This window comes from Agrobacterium albertimagni AOL15 (assembly GCF_000300855.1).
In the GTDB taxonomy this organism is placed as follows: Bacteria; Pseudomonadota; Alphaproteobacteria; order Rhizobiales; family Rhizobiaceae; genus Allorhizobium; species Allorhizobium albertimagni.
In genome coordinates, this window is record NZ_ALJF01000004.1 from 252,404 (window position 1) to 279,002 (window position 26,599).

Annotated in this window: 23 protein-coding genes; 15 read left to right on the plus strand and 8 right to left on the minus strand. The window is 61.5% G+C overall.

Annotation, left to right across the window (positions count from 1 at the left end; genetic code table 11):
- Nucleotides 1-4 precede the first annotated feature (4 nt).
- From QWE_RS06055 to QWE_RS06065, 3 genes are all read right to left on the minus strand, one after another.
- On the minus strand, nt 5-1,141 hold the full coding sequence (locus tag QWE_RS06055; protein ID WP_006725212.1) for an ABC transporter permease: 1,137 nt from the start codon (nt 1,139-1,141) through the stop codon (nt 5-7).
- A complete protein-coding gene (locus QWE_RS06060; protein ID WP_006725213.1) occupies nt 1,141-2,235 on the minus strand; it encodes a microcin C ABC transporter permease YejB in 1,095 nt (364 codons plus the stop codon). The genes QWE_RS06055 and QWE_RS06060 overlap by 1 nt, the downstream gene beginning before the upstream one ends.
- Before the next feature lie 142 nt (nt 2,236-2,377).
- Complete coding sequence (locus tag QWE_RS06065) at nt 2,378-4,207, minus strand: extracellular solute-binding protein (RefSeq protein WP_006725214.1); 1,830 nt, start codon at nt 4,205-4,207, stop codon at nt 2,378-2,380.
- Nucleotides 4,208-4,396: 189 nt separating this feature from the next.
- Here QWE_RS06065 and mepA point away from each other — a divergent pair, with 189 nt between their 5' ends.
- The 6 genes from mepA to QWE_RS06095 all read left to right on the plus strand — a co-directional run bounded on the left by mepA (nt 4,397) and on the right by QWE_RS06095 (nt 10,388).
- The gene (gene mepA, locus QWE_RS06070; protein ID WP_006725215.1) at nt 4,397-5,470 is read left to right on the plus strand and encodes a penicillin-insensitive murein endopeptidase; all 1,074 of its coding nucleotides are present in this window, start codon (nt 4,397-4,399) and stop codon (nt 5,468-5,470) included.
- An 87-nt stretch (nt 5,471-5,557) separates the two neighbouring features.
- Nucleotides 5,558-5,938, plus strand: a complete 381-nt coding sequence (locus tag QWE_RS06075) for a methylglyoxal synthase (protein ID WP_006725216.1) — start codon at nt 5,558-5,560, stop codon at nt 5,936-5,938.
- A gap of 27 nt (nt 5,939-5,965) precedes the next feature.
- Nucleotides 5,966-7,006: a glucokinase gene (locus QWE_RS06080; protein ID WP_006725217.1), complete on the plus strand. Its 1,041-nt coding sequence runs from the start codon at nt 5,966-5,968 to the stop codon at nt 7,004-7,006.
- A gap of 130 nt (nt 7,007-7,136) precedes the next feature.
- Nucleotides 7,137-8,900 (plus strand): ABC transporter ATP-binding protein, encoded by a 1,764-nt coding sequence (locus QWE_RS06085; RefSeq protein ID WP_006725218.1) that lies wholly within the window; start codon nt 7,137-7,139, stop codon nt 8,898-8,900.
- A gap of 18 nt (nt 8,901-8,918) precedes the next feature.
- Complete coding sequence (dapB, locus tag QWE_RS06090; protein WP_006725219.1) at nt 8,919-9,731, plus strand: 4-hydroxy-tetrahydrodipicolinate reductase; 813 nt, start codon at nt 8,919-8,921, stop codon at nt 9,729-9,731.
- 21 nt (nt 9,732-9,752) lie between these two features.
- Complete coding sequence (locus tag QWE_RS06095; RefSeq protein ID WP_006725220.1) at nt 9,753-10,388, plus strand: 2,3-bisphosphoglycerate-dependent phosphoglycerate mutase; 636 nt, start codon at nt 9,753-9,755, stop codon at nt 10,386-10,388.
- 68 nt (nt 10,389-10,456) lie between these two features.
- Here QWE_RS06095 and pcaD read toward each other — a convergent pair whose 3' ends face one another.
- The gene (gene pcaD, locus QWE_RS06100; protein WP_006725221.1) at nt 10,457-11,251 is read right to left on the minus strand and encodes a 3-oxoadipate enol-lactonase; all 795 of its coding nucleotides are present in this window, start codon (nt 11,249-11,251) and stop codon (nt 10,457-10,459) included.
- A gap of 63 nt (nt 11,252-11,314) precedes the next feature.
- On the minus strand, nt 11,315-14,290 hold the full coding sequence (gene polA, locus QWE_RS06105) for a DNA polymerase I (RefSeq protein WP_006725222.1): 2,976 nt from the start codon (nt 14,288-14,290) through the stop codon (nt 11,315-11,317).
- A 428-nt stretch (nt 14,291-14,718) separates the two neighbouring features.
- Here polA and QWE_RS06110 point away from each other — a divergent pair, with 428 nt between their 5' ends.
- From QWE_RS06110 to dnaJ, 7 genes are all read left to right on the plus strand, one after another.
- Complete coding sequence (locus QWE_RS06110) at nt 14,719-15,165, plus strand: MarR family winged helix-turn-helix transcriptional regulator (RefSeq protein WP_006725223.1); 447 nt, start codon at nt 14,719-14,721, stop codon at nt 15,163-15,165.
- A gap of 106 nt (nt 15,166-15,271) precedes the next feature.
- On the plus strand, nt 15,272-16,660 hold the full coding sequence (locus tag QWE_RS06115) for a dipeptidase (RefSeq protein WP_006725224.1): 1,389 nt from the start codon (nt 15,272-15,274) through the stop codon (nt 16,658-16,660).
- A gap of 316 nt (nt 16,661-16,976) precedes the next feature.
- Nucleotides 16,977-17,435 (plus strand): YbaK/EbsC family protein, encoded by a 459-nt coding sequence (locus tag QWE_RS06120; RefSeq protein ID WP_006725225.1) that lies wholly within the window; start codon nt 16,977-16,979, stop codon nt 17,433-17,435.
- A gap of 187 nt (nt 17,436-17,622) precedes the next feature.
- Entirely contained in the window at nt 17,623-19,848 is a 2,226-nt protein-coding gene (locus QWE_RS06125) for a transglycosylase domain-containing protein (RefSeq protein ID WP_006725226.1), read from the plus strand.
- A gap of 290 nt (nt 19,849-20,138) precedes the next feature.
- Nucleotides 20,139-22,052: a molecular chaperone DnaK gene (gene dnaK / locus QWE_RS06130; RefSeq protein ID WP_006725227.1), complete on the plus strand. Its 1,914-nt coding sequence runs from the start codon at nt 20,139-20,141 to the stop codon at nt 22,050-22,052.
- Complete coding sequence (locus QWE_RS06135) at nt 22,052-22,522, plus strand: hypothetical protein (RefSeq protein ID WP_006725228.1); 471 nt, start codon at nt 22,052-22,054, stop codon at nt 22,520-22,522. The genes dnaK and QWE_RS06135 overlap by 1 nt, the downstream gene beginning before the upstream one ends.
- Before the next feature lie 4 nt (nt 22,523-22,526).
- Entirely contained in the window at nt 22,527-23,678 is a 1,152-nt protein-coding gene (gene dnaJ / locus QWE_RS06140) for a molecular chaperone DnaJ (protein ID WP_006725229.1), read from the plus strand.
- Nucleotides 23,679-23,742: 64 nt separating this feature from the next.
- Here the strand turns inward: dnaJ and QWE_RS06145 are convergent, their stop codons facing one another.
- Nucleotides 23,743-23,994 carry a putative antibiotic biosynthesis monooxygenase gene (locus QWE_RS06145; protein ID WP_240532505.1) on the minus strand — a complete coding sequence of 84 codons (252 nt, stop codon included), beginning with the start codon at nt 23,992-23,994 and terminating at the stop codon, nt 23,743-23,745.
- 98 nt (nt 23,995-24,092) lie between these two features.
- On the opposite strand from QWE_RS06145, the gene QWE_RS06150 reads away from it, so the two are divergent.
- A complete protein-coding gene (locus QWE_RS06150) occupies nt 24,093-24,707 on the plus strand; it encodes a TetR/AcrR family transcriptional regulator (RefSeq protein WP_006725231.1) in 615 nt (204 codons plus the stop codon).
- On the opposite strand, the gene QWE_RS06155 is transcribed toward QWE_RS06150, so the two are convergent.
- Together QWE_RS06155 and QWE_RS06160 are read right to left on the minus strand one after the other, a co-directional pair.
- On the minus strand, nt 24,701-24,910 hold the full coding sequence (locus QWE_RS06155) for a SlyX family protein (protein ID WP_006725232.1): 210 nt from the start codon (nt 24,908-24,910) through the stop codon (nt 24,701-24,703). The two genes, QWE_RS06150 and QWE_RS06155, sit on opposite strands and share 7 nt — an antisense overlap.
- Nucleotides 24,911-24,989: 79 nt before the next feature.
- Nucleotides 24,990-25,277, minus strand: coding sequence for a hypothetical protein (locus QWE_RS06160; protein WP_006725233.1), 288 nt, complete (start codon nt 25,275-25,277; stop codon nt 24,990-24,992).
- Nucleotides 25,278-25,439: 162 nt separating this feature from the next.
- Between QWE_RS06160 and recF the strand changes: the two genes are divergently transcribed.
- Nucleotides 25,440-26,567 carry a DNA replication/repair protein RecF gene (gene recF, locus QWE_RS06165; protein ID WP_006725234.1) on the plus strand — a complete coding sequence of 376 codons (1,128 nt, stop codon included), beginning with the start codon at nt 25,440-25,442 and terminating at the stop codon, nt 26,565-26,567.
- Nucleotides 26,568-26,599 lie beyond the last annotated feature (32 nt).

Consider the following 26,599-nt stretch of genomic DNA (forward strand, 5'->3'; position numbering starts at 1 on the left):
CCCATCACCGGAAGGTCTTTCTCGGGTCGAACGCATCACGCACGGCTTCGCCGACGAAGATCAGCAAAGAGAGCATGATCGACATGGTGAAGAAGGCGGTGAGGCCGAGCCAGGGGGCCTGGAGGTTGCGCTTGCCCTGCGCGATGAGTTCGCCGAGCGAGGGAGAGCCGGGCGGCATGCCGAAGCCGAGGAAGTCGAGCGAGGTGAGCGTGGTAATCGAGCCTGAGAGGATGAAGGGCAGGAAGGTGAGCGTCGCGACCATGGCGTTCGGCAGGAGATGGCGGAACATGATCGTCCAGTTGCCGACGCCGAGCGCACGGGCTGCATTCACATATTCGAAGTTTCGGGCCCGCAAGAATTCGGCGCGCACGATGCCGACGAATCCCACCCAGGAAAAGAGCAGCATGATGCCGAGCAAGACGAAGAAGCCGGGCGGCAGGATGGCTGCGATGATGAGCAGGATGTAGAGAACCGGCATCGACGACCAGATCTCGATGAAGCGCTGCATCAGAAGATCGGTCCAGCCGCCGAAATAGCCCTGCACGGCACCAGCCGTCACCCCGATCGCGGCGGAGGCGAGCGTGAGTGCCAGGCCGAAGAGGATCGAGATGCGGAAGCCGTAGATCATGCGGGCCATGACGTCGCGGGCCTGATCATCCGTGCCGAGCCAGTTCATGTTGCCGAGTACGCAGTTCGGATCCTCGGCGCCGAGCGGATAGGCGGCGCAGCGGGTCTCCTTGTCCATCAGCCAGAAGGGTGCCGTCGGAGCCGAATGCGGGACCTCGGAGTTGACCGTTCGGTAGGAATAGCGGATCGGCGGCCAGACCATCCAGCCATTGGCATTGATCTCGTCGGATATGAAGGGCGAGCGATAGTCGGTGACGGCGAGGAAGCCGCCGAACTTCTCTTCCGGGTAATCGACGACGACGGGGAAGAGGATCTCGCCCTTGTAGGAGGCGATGACAGGTTTGTCGTTGGCGATGAACTCGGCAAACAGGCTGAGTACGAACAGCACCATGAAGATCCAGAAGGACCAGAAGCCGCGCCTGTTCGCCTTGAAGTTCTCAAGCCGCCGACGGTTCGTCGGGTTCAGCCAGCCCTTCTTCGGCGGGGCAATGATGGTGGTTTCGACGGCGGACATCAGAGATCCCTCCGGTCGAAATCGATGCGCGGATCGATCCAGGTGTAGATCAGGTCGGAGATCAGGCCGATCACGAGACCCATCAGCGAGAAGATGTAGAGCGTCGCAAAGACGATCGGATAGTCGCGATTGACGATCGCGAGGTAGCCGAGGCGGCCAAGACCATCGAGCGAGAAGATGTTCTCGATCAAGAGCGATCCGGTGAAGAAGGCCGAGATGAAGGCGCCTGGCAGGCCGGCGATGACGATCAGCATGGCGTTGCGGAAGACGTGACCGTAAAGCACCTGGCGCTCGCCTAGACCCTTGGCGCGGGCAGTCACCACATACTGCTTCTTGATTTCGTCGATGAAGGAGTTCTTCGTCAGCAGCGTGGTTGTGGCGAAGGCCGAAAGCAGGAGGGCGGTCAGCGGCAATGCAAGATGCCAGAAGTAGTCGAGGATCTTCTGCCACCAGGAGAGTTGGTCGAAATTGTCGGAGGTAAGGCCGCGAAGCGGGAACCAGTCGAAGAAGGATCCGCCGGCGAAAAGGACGATCAGCAGGATGCCGAACAGGAAGCCCGGGACGGCATAGCCAACGACGATGATGCCTGATGTCCAGACATCGAAACGGGAGCCGTCGGAGACCGCTTTCCTGATGCCGAGCGGGATCGAAATGGCGTAGGAAATCAGCAGCACCCAGAGGCCGAGCGATATGGAAACCGGCAGCTTCTCTATGATCAGGTCGATGACGGAGGTGTTGCGGAAGAAGCTCTCGCCAAAATCGAAGCGGATGTAATTCCACATCATTTCGAGGAAGCGCTCGAGCGGCGGCTTGTCGAAGCCGAACTGTTTTTCGAGCTTGGCGATCAGCTCCGGATCGAGACCCTGGGCGCCGCGATAACGGGAGCCCCCCTCATCTGCACCGGCGGACTGGCCCAGCATGTCCCCGCCGCCCGAAAGGCGCGCATCCGCGCTGTCACCCTGGCCGCTGAGCTGCGCGATGACCTGCTCGACGGGGCCACCGGGGGCGAACTGGATGACGATGAAGGAGATACCCATGATGCCGATCATTGTGGGTATCATCAGCAGCAGACGCCGGAGAATATAGGCGGTCATGCGGGGCGCCCCCGGTCAGAATCAGATCTGCCCACGATGTCCAAGCTCGTATGGTCCGCCAATATCAATTGCTCCGTTATTCAGCGATTCGCCCGCTACATTCCTAGAGTCTCACGCAGGGGGCGCAAGCCCCGAGCGGAGATCATGGGCTTTTCGCCCACCAGATCGACGGGAAGCCAATTCCATACTCTGGCAAGGGATCTGGACGTGCAAGCTTGGACGCATAGGCGATACGGCTTTCGCCTGAGTAGAACATCGGGATTACGAAGTGATTTGCCAGCAGAACCCTATCCAAGGCATGAACTGCGGCCACCTGGTCTGCGCGCGTGGAAGCAGACATGATCATCCTGATCAATTGATCGACGGCGGGATCGGCAATGCCGGCCAAGTTCCGTGATCCCGGCTGGTTTGCAGAGGCAGAGCCCCAATAAACCAGCTGATCACTTCCCGGATTCATAGTCTGCGGCCAAACACCGAATATCATGTCAAAATCGAAACTGCGGACACGATTGACATACTGGGATGAGTCTACGGTGCGAACGGTTGCGTCGATACCTATCTTCTTCAAGCTCGCGACGTAAGGTAAGACAGTCCTTTCCATTGAGGGGCTGTTGAGAAGTATCTCGAACCGCATAGGCTGGCCGGTCGAAAGGTTGACCATTCGATTGCCCTGGAGCTCCCATCCGGCTTCCCGAAACAACGCGATCGCCTTGCGTAAGTTGTCCCTGACTTTCTGTGGGTCGCCACCAATGGGATTCTCATATGCTTCAGTGAATACACGGGCAGGAATTTGGTCTTTCAGGGTCGTCAAGATCTCAAGTTCTTTTCCCTGCGGTAGCCCGGATGAGGCCAAATCGGTTCCCCAGAAAAAGCTATCGACGCGGTTCAGTCCGCCGTAAGCGAGATTCTTGTTCAAATCCTCGAAGTCATACGCGTAATTCAGCGCCTCTCGGACACGAGCATCTTTGAACTGATCGCGGCGCAAATTCGGGACATAGGCCTGCATGATACCACGCGCTCGAAACTCGTTTGGCAATGCTTCCCGCTTGATCGAGCCATCGCGAACCGCGTCGAAATCATAGCGCGTTGCCCACCGACTTGAGCTGTTTTCTTGGCGGAAGTCGAGATTACCGGCTCGAAAGGCTTCGAATTCAACATCAGCGTCTGCGAAATAGGTGTAGCTTATCGTCCTGAAGTTGTTTCTACCGACATTGATTGGCAAGTCCCTGCCCCAATAGTCGTCCCGAAGCTCGTACCTAATCGATGATCCGGCTTGGAACGAAGCTACTTCATATGGACCAGATGCAAGAGGCGGCTCCAATGATGTCTTCGAGATATCCCGCTGGACTCCTTGGGGATCCTTCGACGAATACCAATGCTTCGGCAGGATAGGGAACTCCCCTACAATGCTCGGCAGCTCCTTGTTGTTCTTCTCATCGAACTTGAATGTAACCTCGCGATCACCGACTTTCTCTGCGGACACGACGTGACGATAGTAGTTCGCGAGGATAGTGCTGTGCTGCTTTGCACTTTCGAAACTAAACACAACGTCTTCGGGCGTTACGGGCGTGCCATCGGCCCATTTTGCCTCTGGGCGGAGGCGAAAGGTCGCTGAAGAAATGTCTGCGGGATAGGTCAGGGCTTCGGCTAACAAGCCATAGCTGACGCCAATTTCGTCGTCGGACGGTAGCAGCAGCGAATCGTAGATTATGCCAATGCCCACTGCTCGATTACCTCTGTCGACCAGTGGGTTGAAACTATCGAATGTGCCTTCGTCGGACATCCTGAGTTCACCCTGTTTCGGCGCCTCGGGATTCACATAGGGCAAATGCGAGAAGTCTGGCGGTAGTCTTGGGGGCTCAAGAACACTGACCGCATGTTGCCAGACAATTTCCTGAGCGATGGTCGGCACTGGTGCAGACGCCAGTGCAGCCAATAGGCCCAGGGTTGCTAGATTGTTGCTCAGACCCATGTTTCGACAGCCCCCTTATCTGCTCTTGTTGCGAAGCAGGATAGGGCAAAACCAGGCAAAAAACAGGGGACTGACAGAGATGTGAGCGTCGTGGCTTCCGCAGATTCACCCCAATTCCGTTTCAGGCTAGACTGACAGGTGATTCACCCCGGCCATCCGGCGGGGATCGAATCCGGATCGACCGGGGACATGCACACGATGAAGAAATCCAGGGGCGCACGCCCGCTCGCCATGGCACTGACGTTTGCCTGCGCATTCGCGACCGTCATCAGCGACACGGCATCTGCCGAAGGACGTCCCGCCAAGGAGCTCTTTGGCGGCATGGCACTGCCGGCGAAGGCGGCCCCCTCGCCCTATGGCTCCTACGCCAAGGGCTGCATTGCCGGCGCGGTCGCCATTCCGACGGACGGACCCACCTGGCAGGCGATGCGGCTTTCGCGCAATCGTCGTTGGGGCCACCCGGAGATGATCGCGCTTCTCGAGCGCTTCTCGAAAGATGCGGTCCAGCTCGGTTGGGGTTCGGGCATTCTGATCGGCGACATCTCGCAGCCGCGCGGCGGGCCGATGCTGTCGGGTCATGCCTCGCATCAGATCGGGCTCGATGCCGATATCTGGTTCACGCCGAAGCCTGCCAATCCGCTCTCAGCACAGCAGCGCGAGGATCTGCCATTTACCTCCATGCTGGAGAAGGACAAGTTCCTGACCGTCGACAAGCGGCTCTGGACCAATACCCATGCCCGGGTCGTCGTGCAGGCCGCGAGCTATCCGCAAGTCGAGCGCATCTTCGTCAATCCGGCGATCAAGAAGAAGCTTTGCGACACCTGGACGGGTGACCGCGCGGTCCTCGGCAAGATCCGGCCCATCTACGGCCATGACGCGCATTTCCATATCCGGATGCGCTGCCCCGAAGGTGCTGCCGGCTGCAAGCCGCAGGCGGCCGTGCCGCCCGGCGATGGCTGCGACCAGTCGCTGGCCTGGTGGTTCACCAAGGAGCCCTGGGCCGCGCCAAAGAAAGACCCCAACGCAAAGCCTGCGCCGAAGCCCCGGGCCATGCAGATCGCCGATCTGCCCAAGGCCTGCGCCATGGTTCTCGACGCGCAGGGACCATCGAGCGAATACGAGGTGACCTATCAGGCAGCGGGTGGGTCGATGCCCGGCAGCGCGGCGTCGGCCTTCACGGCACCGTCGGTCGCAAGGGTGGCTGAACCCTTCGAATTGCCCGCCATCGTTCCGGTCCCCCCGGCCCGGCCGGCCGGTTGGTGAAGACGAGGTTCTCCGGGTGCTTTTCAAGCGCCCCTGCCTGCGCTAGATGGGTCTATCAAATCGATTTAAATCAGCTGGGGTCCCCTCGTGAGCCGCACCCGTTGCATCGCCCTGATCGCGCATGACCAGAAAAAGGAGGACATGGCGGATTTCGCCCGGCATCATCAGGCCAAGCTCATGGGCTGGCGGATCGTCGCGACCGGCACGACCGGCGGCCGGATCAAGGATGCTGTCCCCGAGCTCGATGTGACGCGGCTGAAAAGCGGTCCGCTCGGTGGCGATCAGCAGATCGGCGCATTGATCTCGACCGGCGAGGTGGACATGCTCGTCTTCTTCGTCGACCCCTTGACTCCCATGCCCCATGATGTGGATGTCAAAGCGCTGATGCGTCTGGCGACCGTCTATGACATTCCGATGGCGCTGAACCTCGCAACCGCCGACATCCTGATGCAGACCCTGACTGCCTGAGCAGCGGGGCCCAAGACCGGACAGACCATGGCCCAGACACATCGCGACGACACCCTTCCCTTTCCGATCCTGATTGGTGACATCGGCGGCACCAATGCGCGCTTCTGGATTCTCCTCGACGAAAGTGGCGAGAAGGTCAGCTTCCCCAATGTGGTGAACAAGGATTTCACCACGATCGACGACGCCATCCGCTCGAGTGTTCTGGAGACAACGAGCCACAAGCCGCGTTCACTGATCCTGGCGTTGGCTGGTCCGATCAAGGGGGACGAAGTGCCACTCACCAACTGCCCCTGGGTGGTTCGCCCCAAGGTGCTGATGGCCGATCTGGGCTTTTCCGAAGTGCTGCTGCTCAACGACTTCGAGGCGCAGGCGCTTGCGGCCGCAACGCTCGATGTCGATGATCGTCAACATCTCGGTTCGCTGAGCGAAGCGCCGCTCGGCTCGCGCGTCGTGCTGGGCCCCGGCACAGGGCTCGGCGTCGCAGGACTGGTCCGGGCGCGCGACATGTGGTTTCCGGTTCCGGGCGAAGGCGGTCATGTGGATGTCGGCCCGCGTACAAGCCGCGATCACCAGATCTGGCCGCATCTGACCCCTGTGCGCGACCCCAACGCATCGCTTGGCCGGATCTCGGCCGAAGAACTGCTCTCCGGCCGAGGTCTGATGAACATCTATCGTGCGCTCTGCAAGGCGGACGGCAACCTGACGCCGCGCTACGACGAGCCTGCCGAAGTCTCGGCAGCGGGTATCTCGGGCGCCGATGCGAGAGCGGGTGAGGCGCTCAGCCTGTTTGCCACCTATCTCGGTCGGGTTGCCGGCGATCTCGCGCTGATCTTCATGGCCAAGGGCGGCGTGTTCCTCGCCGGTGGCATCTCGCCGAAGATTCTGCCGGCGCTGCAGAGCGGCGAGTTCCGCGCCGCCTTCGAAGACAAGGCGCCGCACCAGGCGGTCATGCACGGGATCCCGACCTTCGTCGTGACCCATCCGCAGGCGGCCCTGCATGGGCTAGCCGCCTTTGCAACCGCGCCTTCGGATTTCGGGCTTGCGACCGAGGGGCGTCACTGGCGCTGAGCGCCTGTCCCACTATGGTCAAAGGCGCTGCGACTGGCTATAGAGCGGCGGCGCCTTTCGAGGCGTGCAAGGCAACAGGACAGGACATTCTTTTTTGGACGCTCAGGATAGCCAGACCCGTCAGCCAGACATGGACAGCGTCTCCGCTGTCCTGAAGCGCGTGATCTCCGAAAATGGCCGGGACCATGTGGCGGGCTATGCCTTCGCCATTGTCTGCCTGATCACGGTTGCCCTGACCACCGCCTTCACCGCCTGGATCATGGAAGCCGTCATCAACGAGGCCTTTGCCAACCGGCGCGCCGACCTCGTCTGGCTCATCTGCGGATCGATCTTCGCGGCTTTCGTCATTCGCGGCTTTGCCGGATACGGTCAGGCCGTGACGCTGTCGACGATCGGCAACAACATCGTGGCGCGTTACCAGCGTCGCCTGTTTTCCCATCTGATGTCGCTCTCCGTCGGCTATTTCAGCGAGGCAAGATCCGCACGGCTCGCGGCCCAGATCAACGAGAACATCAACGGGATCCGTGACGTTCTCAATATGACGATCACCTCGCTTGCCCGCGACCTCGTGACACTCGTCGCTCTGCTCGCCGTCATGTTTTATCAGGACATCGTCCTGTCGCTGATCGTCTTCACCGTAGCGCCGCCGCTTTTCCTCGGCCTGCGCTATATCTCGCGGCGTCTGCGAAGCGCGACGAAGGAATCGGTCATTCTGAACTCGCATGTTCTCGGCGCGATCCAGGAAGCGGTCCAGGGCATTGCGATCGTCAAGGCCTTCACCATGGAAAGCCAGCTGGAAAACAAGATCCAGTCGACGATCAATGCCGCAGAGGGACGCGCCAACAGGATCGCCCGCCTCAGTGAACGCAACGGACCGCTGACCGAAAGTCTGGCAGGGCTGTCGATTGCCGGCGTCATGGCGTATGCCGCCTATCAATCGATCTATGGCGGCGTGCTGCCGGGCGCCTTCTTCTCCTTCGTCACGGCGCTGCTCCTCGCCTACGAGCCCGCAAAGCGGCTGGCGCGCCTGCAGGTCCATATGGAACGCGCCGCCGTCAATGCACGGATGATCTACGAGATCCTCGACACGCAACCGAACCAGCGGGACAAGGACGGCGCCCAGCAGATGTCGGTGACCGAGGCGAAGATAGAATTCCGTGACGTGACCTTTGCCTACGGCTCGAACGAGCCTGTCTTGCGCAAGCTGCGCTTCACGGCCGAAGGCGGAAAAACGACTGCGCTGGTCGGACCGTCAGGTGCCGGCAAGTCCACGGTCATTACGCTTGTTCCGCGCTTCTACGATCCGGCCGAAGGCGAGATCCTGATCGACGGGCAGAACATTGCTGATGTGACGAAGTCGTCGCTACGCCAGCAACTCGCCTATGTGTCGCAGCAACCCTACCTCTTCGAAGGCACGATCCGCGACAACATCCGCTACGGCCGTCCGGAAGCGACCGATGCTGAGATCGAGGACGCGGCACGGCTTGCAAACGCCCATGACTTCATCCTGGCGCAAGCGCAGGGATACGATACGCCCGTCGGCGAGAACGGCATCACGCTTTCCGGTGGCCAGCGGCAGCGGCTCTCGATTGCCCGCGCGCTGGTACGCAACGCACCGATCCTGCTCCTCGACGAGGCGACGTCCTCGCTCGACACGGAATCGGAAGCAGCCGTGCAACAGGCGCTCGATGCGGCCATGGCCGGCCGGACCGTGATCGTCATCGCGCACCGTCTCTCGACCGTCGTCAATGCCGACAAGATCATTGTCATGCAAGACGGCGAAGTGGTGGAAGAAGGCACGCATGAGAGCCTTGCACAGCGGCAGGGCGGTCTTTACGCTCGCCTCAACAATCTGCAGGCCGCTCCGAACGGCCTGCTCATCAGCCAGGAATAGACCCGCATGAATACGCCCATGAAGCTCGTCGTCGTCGGTGCCGCCGGTCGCATGGGCAAGACGCTGATCAAGCTGATTAGCGAGACGGAAGGCCTCGTGCTGCATGCGGCGGTGGAACGGGCAGGCTCGGCCGCGCTCGGCCAGGATGCCGGCGAACTGGCCGGTGTGCCGAAGCTCGGCGTCGCCGTCACCGACGATCCGCTGGCGGCCTTCGTTCACGCAGACGGCGTCATCGATTTTACCACGCCGGCTTCGACCGTCGAATTCGCTGCACTCGCGGCACAGGCGCGGATCGTGCATGTGATCGGCACCACCGGCTGTCTGCCGGAGCACGAGGAGAAGATTGATGCGGCGGCACGGCATGCGCGGGTGGTCAAATCCGGAAATATGAGCCTTGGCGTTAATCTGCTCTCGGTTTTGATCAAGCAGGCAGCCCAGGCGCTTGATGCCGCCGGCTGGGATATCGAGGTGCTCGAAATGCACCACAAGCACAAGGTCGATGCACCCTCGGGCACGGCGCTTTTGCTCGGCGAAGCAGCGGCCGAGGGGCGTGGCATTTCGCTTGCCGATCATTCGGTCCGGGTGCGCGACGGCCATACCGGGCCGCGCGAGGAAGGTTCGATCGGTTTTGCCACGCTCCGCGGCGGCTCCGTCATTGGCGAGCACTCCGTGCTGTTTGCCAGCGAAGGCGAAATGGTGACCCTGTCTCACAGCGCGACCGATCGTTCGCTGTTTGCTCGTGGTGCGCTGAAGGCCGCCATCTGGGCCCGGGACCAGAAGCCCGGCCGTTATACCATGCTCGACGTGCTCGGGCTCAACTCCACCCCCTGATCGTCAAGAGAGGAATTGTCGATGACCGGTACACTCGTGCTCGTGCGCCATGGCCAGAGCGACTGGAACCTGAAGAACCTGTTCACCGGATGGCGTGATCCTGATCTCACCGAGCTCGGCGTGACGGAAGCCAATGCCGGCGGCAAGGCACTTGCCGACTACGGCATCAAGTTCGACATCGCGTTCACCTCGGTGCTGACCCGCGCGCAAAAAACCTGCGACATCATCCTCGAAAACGTCGGTCAGACCGGCCTTGAGACGATCAAGGACGAGGCGCTGAACGAGCGTGACTACGGTGATCTTTCAGGCCTTAACAAGGACGATGCCCGCGTCAAATGGGGTGAGGAGCAGGTGCATATCTGGCGCCGTTCCTACGACATCCCGCCGCCGGGTGGCGAAAGCCTACGCGACACCGGCGCGCGCGTCTGGCCATACTACATGACCGAGATCCTGCCGCGTGTTCTGCGTGGTGAGAAGGTGCTGGTTGCGGCCCACGGCAATTCGCTGCGCTCGCTGGTCATGGTGCTCGACAAGCTGACCAGGGAGCAGATCCTCAGCGTCAATCTCGCGACCGGCGTTCCCATGGTCTACAAGCTGAACGCGGATTCGACGGTTGCTTCCAAGGAAGTGCTGGGCGACATGTCCGCCGCGCATTGAGCGTCACCACGCTCCCCGAATGAAAGAAGCCGCCCATGAGGCGGCTTCTGCATTTTCAGTGACTGTTCTCAGTTCGCTTGCTTGCGCATGAAGCCCTGGATCAGCTCGGCGAGCGCTTCCGGCTGCTCGACCGATGGGATATGGGCGCAGTCGTCGATCACCTCGAAACGCGCGTCAGGCACCAGCTGGGAGCCGGCCTCGACGGTGGCGGGCGGTGTCGAGCCGTCCTGATCGCCGACGACGAAGAGCGTGGGCACGGTCACAGTCGGCAGGACGTCGGAAAAGTCGGTGTCGCGCAGGGCGGCGCAGGTCGAGAGATAGCCAGCCTTTGACTGGCGCGTCATCATCAGGCGATAGCCAGCCAGTTCATCGGCGCGGTCTTCGTGGAACGCCGGCGTGAACCAGCGCGCCATGGCGCTGTCGGCGGCACTTTCGATCCCGTCCTTCTCGATGCCGACGATGCGCTCGGCCCAGATTTCGGCAGAGCCGATGCGGGGAGCGGTGTCGCAGAGGATGAGCTTTCGGAACAGATCGGGCCGCTCCTCCCAGAGGCCCTGGCAGACGAGACCGCCAACCGAGAGGCCGCAGAAAGTGGCCTTGCGGATGCCGAGTTCGTCGCAGAGGCTGGCGAGATCCGAGACGAGATCGGCCATGCCGAAGGGCTTGTCGGCACCGCCTGAGAGGCCGTGGCCGCGGCTGTCGTAGAATAGCACGGAGACGTCGTCGCCGAGTTCATCGAAGAGCGGCAGCCAGATGCGGAAGTCGGTGCCGAGGCCATTGGAGAAGACGATCAGGTTCTTGGCTTTCGCCTCGCCGATCAGCTCATAGTGGACGACATTGCCGTTGATGGTGGTGAAAGCCAAGTTTCTTACTCCTGTGGGGCCGTTCTCGCCCCGATGTTGTCGTTGGGCCTAAGCCGGAAATTCTCAGTGCGCCTCGTCCCAATTGTGGGCGGCGCGGGCATCGACCTTGAGCGGCACGCGCATGGAAACGGCCGGCATGGCGGCGTTTTCCATGATGTCGACGATGACAGGCATGGCGGCGTCGACTGCCTCGTCCTCGACCTCGAAGATAAGTTCGTCATGCACCTGCAGCAGCATGCGGCAGCGCTCCGACAGGCCAGCAGCGGCCAGTGCCGGCTCGATCTGGATCATGGCGCGGCGGATGACGTCCGCGGCCGAGCCCTGGATCGGGGCGTTGATGGCGGCGCGTTCGTTGAAGGCGCGCATCGAGGGGTTGGACGACTTGATGTCAGGGTAATACGCGCGGCGACCGAAGATGGTTTCCACATAGCCGTGCTCGCGGGCGAAGGCCTTGGTGCTCTCCATGTAGTCCTTGATACCGGGGAAGCGCTCGAAATACTTCTTGATGTAATCACCGGCCTCGGAGCGCTCGATGCTCAGCTGGTTGGCAAGACCGAATGCGGAGATGCCGTAGATGATGCCGAAGTTGATCGCCTTGGCGCGGCGACGGACTTCCGACGGCATGCCCTCGACCGGCACGCCGAACATCTCGGACGCGGTCATGGCATGGATGTCGATGCCGTCCGCGAAGGCCTGGCGCAGCTGCGGAATGTCGGCGACGTGAGCGAGCACGCGCAGTTCGATCTGGCTGTAGTCGGCCGACAAGAGCTTGTGTCCCGGCGTCGAGATGAAGGCCGTGCGGATTTTGCGGCCTTCGGCGGTGCGGACCGGGATGTTTTGGAGGTTCGGCTCTGACGATGACAGGCGACCCGTCGTCGTCGAGGCGAGCGAATAGCCGGTGTGAACGCGCTTGGTCTGCGGATGGATGTATCCGGGAAGAGCGTCCGTGTAGGTGGATTTCAGCTTGGTGAGCTGGCGCCAGTCGACGATCTTGCGCGGCAGCGGCGCACCCTCTGCTGCGAGGTCTTCCAGAACCTGGGCGGAGGTGGACCACTGGCCGGTCTTGGTCTTGGACCCGCCGGGCAGGCCCATACGACCGAACAGGATATCGCCGAGCTGCTTGGGCGAGCCGATGTTGAAGCGCTCGCCGGCGAGTTCGTAGACCTCGTCCTCGGTGGCGGCAGCCTTCTGGGCGAGTTCGCCCGACAGACGCGACAGGATCTGGCGGTCGACGGTAATGCCGCGCTCTTCCATATGGGCAAGCACCGGCACCAGCGGGCGTTCCAGCCGCTCGTAGATTCGCGTCAGTCCTTCGGCGGCGAGGCGGGGTTTCAGCACCATCCAGAGACGCATTGTCACATCTGCATCCTCGGCGGCATAGGCTGTCGCACGGTCGATGTCGACGAGATCGAAGGTTACGGAGGATTTCCCGGAGCCGGCAACGTCTTTGTAGGCGATCGGCGTGTGGCCGAGCCACTTATCCGACAGTGCGTCCATGCCGTGATTGCCCTTGCCGGCGTCGAGCACATAGGACATCAGCATCGTGTCGTCGAAGGACTGGAGCATCACACCGTGGCGCTTCATCACTAGGTAGTCGTATTTCAGGTTCTGCGCGACCTTGAGCACGGAGGGGTCTTCGAGCAGATCCTTTAGTGCCGCGAGCGCCTCCTTCATCGGGATCTGCCCCTCGGCATGACCGCCGCCGAGGAGATCACCGATACCGGTCTTGTGGGCGAGCGGGATATAGGCGGCGCGAATGTCGGTCGAGCCGGGCGAGAGCACATTGTCCTGGATGGCGAGCGAGACGCCAACGAGTTCGGCCTGCATGGGATCGAGCGAGGTCGTCTCGGTGTCGAAGGCGACGAGGCCGGTCTCGCGGGCAGCGGCGATCCAGAGCTCAAGGGTCTCGATGTCGCGGATCGTCACGTAAGCGCTTCTGTCGATCGGCTTGCCGGCGAATGCATTGGCCCGGCTTGCTGCGAGATCGGCTGGTGTCTTGCCGTCAGGGCTTGCTGCCGAGACGGCAACCGCGGTCGCTGAATTCGGTGACACGGATGCGGCAGGCGCTTCGCCAGCGTCGAGATCGGGGCCGCGAGCGGCATCACCCCACTCGACGGGAACGACGGCCGGGTCGATGGCGCCTGCATCGCAGTCGCAGGCTTCGGCGACACGTCGGGTCAGCGTGGTGAATTCCATCGTCTTCAAGAAGGCGATGAGCTTCGGACCGTTCTGCGGTTCGAGCACCAGGTCCTCGAGCTTCATGTCGAGCGGCACATCGGTGCGCAGTTCGACCAGCTGGCGGGAGAGCCGGGCGAGTTCGGCGTTGGCGACAATGTTTTCGCGGCGCTTGACCTGCTTGATCTCACCGGCGCGGGCGAGCAGCGTTTCGAGATCGCCGAACTCTTCGAGAAGCTGCGCTGCCGTCTTCGGACCGATACCGGGAATGCCGGGCACGTTGTCGGTCGAATCGCCGGTCATTGCCTGCAGATCGATCATCTTTTCCGGGGCTACACCCCATTTCTCGATGACATCGGGAATGCCGATCTGCTTGTCCTTCATCGCGTCGTACATATGCACGTTCGCCGTCAGGAGCTGCATCAGGTCCTTGTCGGAGGAGACAATCGTGACGTCGGCGCCAGTCGCTTCCGCCTGGCGGGCGTAGGTGGCGATGATGTCGTCGGCCTCGAAGCCTTCGGTCTCGATGCAGGGCAGGTTGAAGGCTCGGGTCGCATGGCGGATCAGGCCGAATTGCGGGATCAGATCTTCCGGCGGGGCAGAGCGGTTCGCCTTGTAAAGCGGATAGATTTCCTTGCGGAATGTTGTCGACGAATAGTCGAAGATGACCGCGAGATGGGTTGGCGTCACCCCGACATCGGTGTTGCGCGCGTCACGCAGAAGCTTCCACAGCATGTTGCAGAAGCCCGAGACCGCATTGACGGGCAGACCGTCCGACTTGCGGTTGAGGGCCGGGATGGCGTGGAAGGCGCGGAAGATGAAACCCGAGCCGTCGACGAGGAAGAGATGATCGCCTTTTTTCATGTCGGCATGGATAGCGCGGGGCGGCTGAAACGTCCATGACGGTTTGGGTCGAATGCGGCGAAATTCCCTTGAGGGCCGGTGGCGACGATGGTCAGCGCACTACACCGAAACATCACGAAAAGCTTACCGATTTGTAATCTCGTCTTCCCTTGAAAAAACACATTCCAAATCACAATTCCTAGTCATCGGCGACTGATCACGCCGTAGTCTGAAAGAGGCTCGTCCCCCGCCGCTTCAGACTCGGGCAAAGGCCTTATCCCCCTCTCCGGGCCTTTGTCCCCATATTCCGGAGCCGTCGTGGCAGTCCCCGCCTCAAGCCACGACGGCCTCCACCCCTTTCCTAGCAAAAGCCAAAATTAGTCAGCCTCAGAAATGGATCGCATGCGATCATTCCTCGCAGACGAAACCGCGACGACGTGTCGAGCGCCATGGCCCATGACCGTACGATCCCTGACCGCTCCGAATCCGCCACATGGCTGGCGAGCCAGCTTGCGCGCGGGTTTACACGGGCGCTGCAGGCCCGGGCGGCCAAGCTCGGCTTCTCCCCCGGACAGTTTCCGATCCTGCTCGAGCTCTGGGAAGAAGAAGGGTTGACCCAGCGGCAGCTGCTCGACCGGGTCGATGTTGAACAGGCGACGATCGCCAATACGCTTGCTAGGATGGAGCGCGACGGGCTGATCGAGCGCCGCGTTCACCCCAAGGACAAGCGCGCGCAGCAGATTTTCCTGACCGACAAGGCGCGCGACATGCGCGAGGAGGCGCTGGCTGCCGCCGAAGCGGCGGAGCAGGCCATCTTCCAGGGTTTCCGGCGCTTCGAGAAGGAATTGCTAAAGGAATATATCCGCTGGGCGATCGCGAATGCCCGCAAGCTGTGAACGGAAATTCATGCGGCTTTGAGAAAATTTCGCGGTCCCGACGCCTCGAAACGTCATGAGGTTTGGTCTATCGTCCGCCGCACTTTCAAATTTGCAGGACATGACCATGCCCGATCTCTCCCCCATCCTCGCGAAGGCCGACGAGGCCCTGCCGCAGAGCCTCGAACGGTTGTTCGATCTCGTGCGCATTCCCTCCATCTCGACGGATCCAGCCTATAAGGCCGATTGCCGCAAGGCCGGCGAATGGCTGGTGTCGGCGCTCACCGACCTCGGCTTCGAGGCTTCGCTGCGCGATACGCCCGGCCACCCGATGGTGGTTGCTCACCACGATGCCGACCGAGCCGACGCGCCGCATGTGCTGTTCTACGGCCACTACGACGTGCAGCCGGTCGATCCGCTCGATCTCTGGGAAGACGATCCCTTTGCGCCTGCGATCAAGGAGAAGGATGGCCGCAAGGTGATCACCGGTCGTGGCACCTCGGACGACAAGGGGCAGCTGCTCACCTTTGTTGAAGCCTGCCGCGCCTATAAGGCGGTCAAGGGTTCTCTGCCGGTCAAGATCACCATCCTGTTCGAGGGCGAAGAAGAATCCGGCTCGCCGTCGCTGAAGCCATTCCTCGCTGCCAATGCCGACGAGCTGAAGGCCGATTTTGCCCTCGTCTGCGATACCAGCATGTGGGATCGCGAGACGCCGGCAATCGCTGCGGCCCTGCGTGGCTTGGTCGGCGAAGAAGTCACGATCATCGCGGCCGACCGCGACTTGCATTCGGGCCTCTTCGGGGGAGCTGCTGCCAATCCCGTTCATATCCTGACAAAGATCCTGGCCGACCTGCATGACGAGACAGGCAAGGTCACCCTTCCCGGCTTCTATGACGGCGTCGAGGAGACCCCGGCCAATATCAAGGCCTCCTGGGAGAGCCTTGGTCGCACGGCGGAAAGCTTCCTGGGCGAGGTGGGCCTGTCGGTCCCGGCAGGTGAAAAGGGCCGTTCCGTTCTGGAACTGACCTGGGCGCGCCCGACCGCAGAAGTGAACGGCATCATCGGCGGCTATACCGGCGAAGGCTTCAAGACCGTAATTGCGGCCAAGGCCTCGGCGAAGATCTCGTTCCGCCTCGTCGGCACACAGGATCCGGCCAAGGTACGCGAGAGCTTCCGCGCCTTCGTGCAAGCCCGTATTCCGGACGACTGCAAGGTCGAGTTCCACGAGCATGGCGGTTCGCCGGCCATCCAGCTCTCCTATGATTCGCCGGAACTGACCAAGGCGAAGAACGCCCTGTCGGACGAATGGCCAAAGCCGGCCGTGATCATCGGCATGGGCGGCTCGATCCCGATCGTCGGCGATTTCCAGAAGATGCTCGGCATGGATTCGCTGCTGGTCGGCTTTGGCCTGACCGACGACCGCATCCATTCGCCGAACGAAAAGTATGACCTCAACTCGTTCCACAAGGGCATCCGCTCGTGGATCCGCATCCTTGACGGGCTCGCAAACGGCTAAGGCCAGAAAAGCAAAAAGGCCGGTCAAAAACCGGCCTTTCCTTTACGCTTCTACGCTTGCCTGCCAGTACATCCGTGGTCAGGGTCGGAAACGTGCCATTCGATGTCTCGGATGTTGGCCCACCTTCGTGAACCGCATCCCGGATCTAGATGATCGCTCTGGATGCTTAACAACCGGTTAAGTGTTTTGAAGTTCCTGAAACAGGATCTCCGCAAACGCTCTATCGTCTGGTGATCCTGAAATGGGGATGCAAGACTGCCCTTTCAAGAGGCCTATCCGCTTGAATTGCAGATAGAGCTCCGGTTAGACTTCTCCCATGAGCCTCGAATCCGTCCGACAGTTCTTCCGGGAAAACGCACCCGACATCTCCGTCATCGTCACCGAAGCAAGCTCCGCCACCGTGGCGCTTGCGGCCGAAGCGCATGGCGTCGAGCCTGATCAGATCGCCAAGACGATATGCCTGAGGATCGGCGAAGACGTGGTGCTCGTGGTCACCGCGGGCACGAAGCGGCTCGACAATCGCAAGTTCAAGGATCGTTTCGGCGTGAAGCCGCGCATGCTGGATGCGGAAGCGGTGGTCGAAGCGACCAGCCATCCCGTCGGTGGCGTCTGCCCCTTCGGTCTGCCCTCACCTCTCAAGGTCTATTGCGATCAGTCGCTCCAGGCCTTCGACGAGGTGGTTCCGGCCGCAGGTGCGACGAATGCTGCAGTGAAGATTGCGCCGGAGCGCATGAGGTCACTCGTCGATGGAGAATGGGCGGATCTCTGCCAGTAGCTTCACGCGTCGTTCAGAGCTTGTTTACCGGGCTTTAACCACCCCTTAAATCGCCGCAATTACTGTGCAATTGCGCGATCGTCCACCCGACGAGAGACTGGATGATCGTCCGAGATTTCTTGAAGCCATTTCCGCGCCGGTCCTTCCCGGGCAACGCACAACGAGCATCTGGAGCAAGATCACCGCAATGGTGAGCCGAGGCAAATCCCGCGATCGTATTGAACCAAGCTTCGGCGACGAGCGCGAGGACGAGGATTTTCGCCTCGATGCAGACGATCGGGTGATCGGCGGCCGGCCAGTGCGTGCCGGTGGCAAAAAGACGGCGGGTTCGGCGAAGCGCGGCAAGTCCGGCAGCCAGAAGAGCCGCAAAGCGAAAAACAGCGGCGGCGGATTCGGGCTTGGCAAGCTGATCTATTGGGGCTTCGTGCTTTCGATCTGGTGTGGTATCGGCTTGGTGGGTCTGGTCGCCTATTACGGCTCGCAGATGCCGAGCGCCAGCAGCTGGTCGATCCCGGAGCGTCCGCCGAACATGAAGATCGTGTCCGTCGAGGGCACCGTGATTGCAAACCGTGGGGCAACCGGCGGTGAAGCACTGCCGCTCGAGGAAATGTCGCCCTTCATCCCACAGGCGGTGATGGCGATCGAAGACCGTCGCTTCTACTCGCATTTCGGCGTCGATCCGCTCGGGCTTGCCCGCGCGGTGATTACCAACGTGACGAGCGGCCGGGCCGTCCAGGGCGGTTCGACACTGACGCAGCAGCTGGCCAAGAACCTCTTCCTGTCTCCGGAGCGCACGATCGAGCGCAAGGTGCAGGAAGTGCTGCTCGCCTTCTGGCTGGAGCAGAAATACACCAAGGACCAGATCATGGCGATGTATCTGAACCGGGTGTTCTTCGGCTCGAACGCTTACGGCGTCGAAGCGGCATCGCGACGCTATTTCAACAAGTCGGCCCGCGACGTGAACCTCGGCGAGGCCGCCCTTCTGGCAGGTCTGCTGAAGGCGCCCTCACGGCTGTCGCCGGCGCGCGATCCGGAGGCAGCGGAAGCCCGCGCGCAGGTCGTTCTCCAGGCCATGTTCGAAGAAGGCTACATCACTGCCGACGAGATCAAGACCGCCATGTCGCAACCGCCGACCAAGGCCAAGCGCTATTGGAGCGGGGCTGGCCAGTATGTCGCGGATCTCGTACGCGACGAAGTGACCCTGCTGATCGGCCAGGTCACGGAAGATATCCTCGTCGAGACGACGATCGACATGACGCTGGAAAAGAAGGCCGAAGCCGCGTTGACGGAATCGCTTGCGACCGAGGGAGATAAGGTCAATGCCTCGCAGGCGGCGCTCGTTTCCATCGACGGGACCGGGGCCATCCGGGCGCTGGTCGGCGGCCGCGACTATGCCGAAAGCCAGTTCAACCGTGCAGTCAAGGCGAAGCGTCAGCCGGGCTCGGCCTTCAAACCCTTCGTCTATGCCGCCGCCATCGAAAACGGACTTCGGCCGACGTCGGTGCGCAATGACGCGCCGATCCGGATCGGCTCGTGGACACCTGAAAACTACGACCAAAAATATCGGGGACCGGTGACTGCGACGCAGGCGCTTGCCGAATCCCTGAACACGATTGCTGCCCAGCTGGTCATGGAAGTCGGACCCGATCAGGTGATCAAGCTCGCCCATCGGATGGGCATCGAATCGAGCTTGCAGAGCAATGCCTCGATCGCGCTTGGAACATCGGAAGTCTCGCTCCTCGAACTGACGGCGGCCTATGCGCCGTTCATGAACGGCGGCTACAAGGCGACGCCACACATCGTTCGCCGAATCTCGAAGGCGGATGGCAGCCTGCTTTACGAGAACAATTATCTCGAGCCGCCGAAGGTGCTGAACGACGGGGTGGTGGCGATGATGAACGCAATGATGCGCAGCGTCATCGATCACGGCACGGGGAAGAATGCGCGGCTTTCGGGCTGGGAAGCAGCCGGCAAGACCGGTACGACGCAATCCTTCCGTGACGCGCTGTTCGTTGGCTATACGAGCAACCTGACCACCGGCATCTGGTTCGGCAATGATGACGGGCAGTCGATGAAGAAAGTGACCGGCGGCGGGCTTCCGGCCAAGGCCTGGCATGACTTCATGAAGGCGGCACATCAGGGTCTGGCGCCTGCCCCGCTGCCGGGTGGGGACTTCATCGAGCCGTCACCCGCGGAAGATCCCATGACGATCGGCACGATCATTTCGGACGTGCTCCAAGGTGGCCGTGAAGAACGGTATTCCGGCGATCCCGTCTATGCCGAAGGCTATCCCGAAGGTCCCGTCCCTTCCCAGGATGTGACCGGTTCGGCAGGGCCCATACCGCCGGGCGAGGTTGGCGGTGAACAAGGCACGCGCCGAACCACCCTGCTCGACTTGATCCTGGGACAATAAGGGCCACATGAGGACGGCGAGAGGCCGTCGGCCTGACGCAAGGCCGCGATTTTAGCATAGCCTTTCTGTCAAGGACCGAGGGGTGCGGCAAAGCCCATGAAATCGCTGCACCAATCTGTTCTTTTTTACGGGTTTCCAGCGGATTTCCAGCCTTGCAGTCAGAAATTCCGCTTCTTATATACGCGACATAACCGCAGCGGCGCTGCAGTGTATCCCAGACCATCCACGTCGAGGGGCTGTCAGGAATGCCTGATTGGGGTTCCGACGGCCTGCTTCAAGGAGAATATGACATGGCAAAAGTAATCGGTATCGACCTTGGAACGACCAATTCCTGCGTCGCCGTCATGGACGGCAAGGACGCAAAGGTCATCGAGAATTCGGAAGGCGCACGCACCACGCCGTCCATGGTGGCGTTTTCCGACGATGGCGAACGCCTCGTCGGCCAGCCGGCCAAGCGCCAGGCCGTCACCAACCCGACGAACACACTGTTCGCCGTCAAGCGTCTGATCGGTCGTCGCTATGAGGATCCGACCGTCGAGAAGGACAAGGGCCTCGTGCCGTTCCAGATCGTCAAGGGCGACAATGGCGACGCTTGGGTCGAAGCCCAGAACAAGGGTTATTCCCCGTCACAGATCTCGGCCATGATCCTCCAGAAGATGAAGGAAACGGCTGAAGCCTATCTCGGCGAAAAGGTCGAAAAGGCCGTCATCACCGTTCCCGCCTACTTCAACGACGCGCAGCGCCAGGCAACCAAGGATGCCGGCCGCATTGCCGGTCTTGAAGTTCTGCGCATCATCAACGAGCCGACGGCTGCAGCTCTCGCCTATGGCCTCGACAAGAAGGACGGCAAGACCATCGCCGTTTACGACTTGGGCGGCGGTACCTTCGATATCTCGGTTCTGGAAATCGGCGATGGCGTCTTCGAAGTGAAGTCGACCAATGGCGACACCTTCCTCGGCGGTGAAGACTTCGACATGCGTCTCGTCGAATATCTTGCAGCCGAGTTCAAGAAGGATCAGGGCATCGACCTGAAGGGCGACAAGCTTGCCCTGCAGCGCCTGAAGGAAGCCGCCGAAAAGGCAAAGATCGAGCTGTCGTCCTCGCAGCAGACCGAAATCAACCTGCCCTTCATCACGGCAGACGCCTCCGGTCCGAAGCACCTGACGATGAAGCTGACCCGCGCCAAGTTCGAAAGCCTGGTCGACGACCTCGTCCAGCGCACGATCGCACCGTGCAAGGCAGCCCTCAAGGATGCCGGCGTCTCTGCAGCCGATATCGACGAAGTCGTTCTCGTCGGCGGCATGAGCCGCATGCCAAAGGTCCAGGAAGTCGTAAAGCAGCTGTTCGGCAAGGAGCCGCACAAGGGCGTCAACCCGGATGAAGTGGTTGCTCTTGGCGCCGCCATCCAGGCCGGCGTTCTGCAGGGCGACGTCAAGGACGTGCTGCTGCTCGACGTGACCCCGCTGTCGCTCGGCATCGAAACGCTCGGTGGCGTCTTTACCCGTCTGATCGATCGCAACACGACGATCCCGACGAAGAAGAGCCAGACCTTCTCGACTGCCGAAGACAACCAGCAGGCCGTCACCATCCGCGTCAGCCAAGGCGAGCGCGAAATGGCGGCAGACAACAAGCTGCTCGGCCAGTTCGACCTGGTTGGTCTGCCGCCGTCGCCGCGTGGCGTTCCGCAGATCGAAGTCACCTTCGACATCGACGCGAACGGCATCGTCCAGGTTTCGGCCAAGGACAAGGGCACCGGCAAGGAACAGCAGATCCGCATCCAGGCCTCCGGTGGTCTGTCCGACGCCGACATCGAAAAGATGGTGAAGGACGCCGAAGCCAATGCCGAGGCCGACAAGAAGCGTCGCGCCGTGGTCGAAGCCAAGAACCAGGCCGAAAGCCTCGTTCACTCCACCGAAAAGTCGGTCAGCGAGTATGGCGACAAGGTTTCGGAAACCGATCGCAAGGCGATCGAGGATGCGATTGCTGCCCTCAAGGGCGCCATCGAAGCCTCCGAGCCTGATGCCGACGACATCCAGGCCAAAACCCAGACCCTCATGGAAGTTTCCATGAAGCTGGGCCAGGCCATCTACGAGTCCCAGCAGGCCGAAGGCGGTGCAGGTGATGCAGATGGTGGCAAGGACGACAACGTCGTTGACGCCGACTATGAAGAAGTGAAGGACGAAGACGCGAAGAAGTCGGCCTGATGCAGGGCTACTTCGGACGCCGTTCCAAGACCTGGCTGGCCTTCGGGCCAGCCGCATTTTCGTTGATTCTGGCGACCGGTGCCGTGGCACAGGACAGGGGGCAGGTCAGCGCCGTTCACCGCCAGGTGAGCGCCGCCGAGGCCGGTGTGGCCAAGGCGATTTCCGCGAAGGACAGCAATACCCTTTCCCGCATCGGCAACGATCTCGGCAAGATCATCGAAGCTGCGCTTCAGAGGCGTGAGAACGGTGGCGAGGTAACTTCCTGCGACATGGCTGCGCATTCGCTGGCCTTCGCAGCTGTGACGTCCGCAGACGGGCTGATCAGCAAAGGCGAGGCGCGCAAGCTCTTGATGCAGGATGCGATCTCGGCTGCGTCCGACTTCCAGAAAGACATGCAGGCCTGTGACAAGCAGGCCGGCAAGGCGACGGGCAGCCACACGAGCGTTGGGAAAGCTTTGAGAGCTTTGTAATACAATGGCAAAAGCAGATTTCTACGAGACCCTCGGCGTGGGCCGGACGGCGGATGAGAAGGAGCTGAAAAGCGCCTTCCGCAAACTGGCCATGAAATACCACCCGGACAAAAACCCAGGTGACGAAGAGGCCGAGAAGAAGTTCAAGGAACTCAACGAGGCCTATGAAACTCTAAAGGATCCGCAGAAGCGCGCAGCTTATGACCGGTTCGGCCACGCAGCCTTCGAACAGGGCGGCATGGGCGGTGGCGGCTTTGGTGGCGGCGGCGGTTTTGCCGGCGGCGGCTTCTCCGACATCTTCGAGGACATCTTCGGCGAGATGATGGGCGGCGGTCGTGGCGGACGCGCGCGTTCGACCGGTGGTCGCGAACGCGGTGCCGACCTGCGCTACAACATGGAGATCAGCCTCGAAGAGGCCTTCACCGGCAAGACGGCCCAGATCCGGGTCCCGACCTCGATCACCTGTGACGTCTGCACGGGTTCAGGCGCGAAGCCGGGCACGCAGCCCAAGACCTGCACGACCTGTCAGGGCTCTGGCCGCGTGCGTGCGGCCCAGGGCTTCTTCTCGATCGAGCGGACTTGCCCGACCTGTCACGGTCGCGGCCAGACCATCTCGGATCCATGCACCAAGTGCCACGGCCAGGGCCGTGTTACCGAAGAGCGCTCGCTTTCGGTCAGCATTCCCTCTGGTATCGAGGACGGTACGCGCATCCGCCTGCAGGGCGAAGGTGAAGCTGGACTTCGCGGTGGCCCTTCGGGCGATCTCTACATCTTCCTGTCGGTGAAGCCGCACGAGTTCTTCCAGCGCGACGGGGCGGATCTCTATTGCTCCGTGCCGATCTCGATGACGACGGCAGCACTCGGCGGAACCTTCGACGTGGTGACGCTGGATGGGACGAAGTCGCGTGTGACGGTTCCGGAGGGCACCCAGCCCGGCCGGCAGTTCCGCCTCAAGGGCAAGGGCATGCCGGTGCTGCGCTCGACGCAGGTCGGTGACCTCTACATTCAGATCCAGATCGAGACGCCGCAGAAGCTGACCAAGCGTCAGCGCGAGTTGCTGCAGGAATTCGAGCAGCTGTCGTCGAAGGAGAACAATCCGGAATCGACGGGCTTTTTTGCCCGGATGAAGGATTTCTTCGATACGCTCAGCGACTGAGCGTGTCAGAGCGATGACACGATTTGCAAGGGGCGGCCCAAAGGGCCGCCCTTTTTGCATGGGGTCAGGCAGCCAGACGCGGCTGGCGCAGGATGAACCAGGCGAAGTGCTTTTGGATAGCGGGCGCGATGCCATAGACGATCGAGAGCACCATGATGGGCGCCAGAAGAGCCGTGCGCGCCCAGATCGGCCAACCCTCGGTGAGTGGCATCAGGACATACAGAATGGCGGTGACGAAGGGGTAGATGACAAGGAGCATCAAGAGGGCAAGTCGATGCTTTGAAGGCGTCGGGCGGGATGAAGACGAGTTGGACATGGGAGGCTCCATAAGAACGGTACGTTTCGTTTATATTGAAACTGGCCGTTTCGTTCAATAGATTTTTCTGCTAGGGAGATGGCAGAGGAGCACCGACTGTGACGAAGACTGTCCATGACATCACAAAACGCACATCGATTGGGGCGCAGCGGAACCCCGCCAGCGAAGAGGCCATCCTGACGGCAGCGGCCGAGATCCTGCGCGAGGGCGGGTTGTCGGCCTTCTCGATCGAAGCGGTCGCGCGACGGGCGAAGGCCGGAAAGCCGACGATCTATCGCTGGTGGCCCTCCAAAGCCGCACTGCTGCTCGATGTCTATCACAGACAGAAGGGCGAGACCTTCTATGCGGACACCGGCAACACACGCGAGGACCTCATCGTCTTTCTCGAAACTCTGCTCGGCTTCTGGAAGACGAGTGCTGGCGAAGTTTTCCGCTCGATCATCGCTGAAGCCCAGAGCAATCCGGATGCACTGGAGGCATTGCGCGACTATGCGGTCACGCGCTGCCTGGCGAGCGGCGTGATCCTGAATCGCGGCGTGGCACGCGGCGAAATTCGCGAGGGCCTCGACATTCCGCTCGTCATGGAGCTGTTCTCCAGCTTCTGCTGGCAAAGATTGCTGACCGGACGGCTCGATGCATCACGAGAACAGCTTTCGCATCTCGTCGACGCGGTGCTGACAGGCTTTGCGACGAAGGATCGTCGCGCTCAATAGTGTGGTGGGCGGGTGATGGCCGGGGCTTCCAGGCTCTGCTCTTCCAGGGACAGGAAGCGCTCCGTGAGCCGATCGAGCTTGGCGCGGGTCTGTTCGACCACCTTCCACTGCTCGGTCAGCTGATCGGAGAGTTCTTCGATGACGCGCGTCTGATGGGCGACGGTCTCTTCCAGACGCGTGATGCGCTCGTCCTCGGTGTCCATGATCTTCTCCATCGTCTCTCAAGCGGCCTAGATGCCGCAAGTCGGACGCCCCGTCAAACACTGCACGGAAAGGACTGGATCAGCGCTGCTTCTTCTTGCGATACGGCATGGTCATGACCGCAGAGGCGGTCACGGCTGCCGCGAAGGTCAGCGCCAGGGGCACAGCCATCATCACCGTCGGAAGCACGGGGTGGCTGGAGCGCGAGAGCGATGTGCCTAGTCCGCCAAGGTCGAGCCAGACGATGGCAAAGGCGACCAGGAAACCGATTGCTGCCCCGAGCGATGCGTTGAGGGCAAGAAAGCCCAGCATCTCCCAATGGTCGCGGCGGGCTTCCTCGGGGGTGAGATCATCGGAATGCAGAGACATGGCCTGAGCTCCAGAGCAGCCGCAATGCCATCAAACTAACGCATCTGGAAAAGAGTTCCATGTCGCCAACCGCCGCACACCGCAGCACGTCCCAGAATGCGCGCTTGCGCCTTGCCTTCATGGCACATTCGGCCTAGCTCAAGGCGACAGCGAATCCGACCGATGACCCAGAAAACACAGATCCAGCGGCTCAAGCTCACAGACTTCCGGAACTATGCGCAGGCCGGCCTTGCGCTGGACGGACGGCACGTGGTGCTGGTCGGTGACAACGGGGCCGGCAAGACTAACTTCATGGAAGCGATCTCCTTCCTGTCGCCGGGGCGTGGCCTGCGGCGCGCGGTGCTCTCCGACATTCCGCGTGTAGGCGCCTCGGGAAGCTTCACCGTCTTTGCTTCAATCGAGGGCATGGCCGGTGAGGCCGATATCGGAACCGGCACGGAGACGACTGAGGAAGGCAACCTCGTCCGGCGTCTGCGGATCAATGGTGGCCCGGCAAAGTCGGTCGACGAACTCACCGACCACCTGCGCATCCTATGGCTGACACCAGCCATGGACGGGTTGTTCACCGGATCATCGTCCGACCGGCGTCGGTTCCTCGATCGCCTTGTCCTGTCGCTCGACCCTGCACATGGACGACGAGCCAGCGATTTCGAGCGCGCCATGCGCAGCCGCAACAAGCTGCTTTCGGAAGGGCGCTTCGATCCGACCTGGCTTTCCGGCATCGAGCAGCAGATGGCAGCGCTCGGCGTTGCCATGGCCGCCGCTCGCCGAGAAATGCTGGGGCTGCTCTCCGGCCTGATCGAGGCGGACAGGGAAACCTCCGCCTTTCCATCGGCCTCGCTCGCCCTGACCGGCTTTCTCGATGACTTGGCAGACCTGCCGGCCTTCGAGTTCGAAGAGCGCTATATCGAGATCCTCGCACAATCTCGCCATCGGGACGCGGCAGCCGGCCGGACATTGGACGGCCCGCACCGGGCAGATCTCATGGTCCGACATATCGAAAAGGACATGGACGCCGAGCGCTGCTCGACGGGGGAGCAGAAGGCCCTCCTGATCGGTCTGGTACTCGCCCATGCGCGGCTTGTTGCGACCATGACCGGCTTTGCACCGATCCTGCTACTCGACGAGATCGCCGCACATCTCGACGAGGGCCGGCGGGCATCGCTCTTCGCGCGCATCGATGCACTTGGCGGCCAGGCTTTCATGACGGGAACGGACAAGGCGATGTTTTCGGCACTCGGTGACCGGGCGCAGTTCGTGACAGTGAGCGACGGTGAAATCGATGCGTGAGTGCGCTTTTCATCGTCATGCTCGGGTGGCAA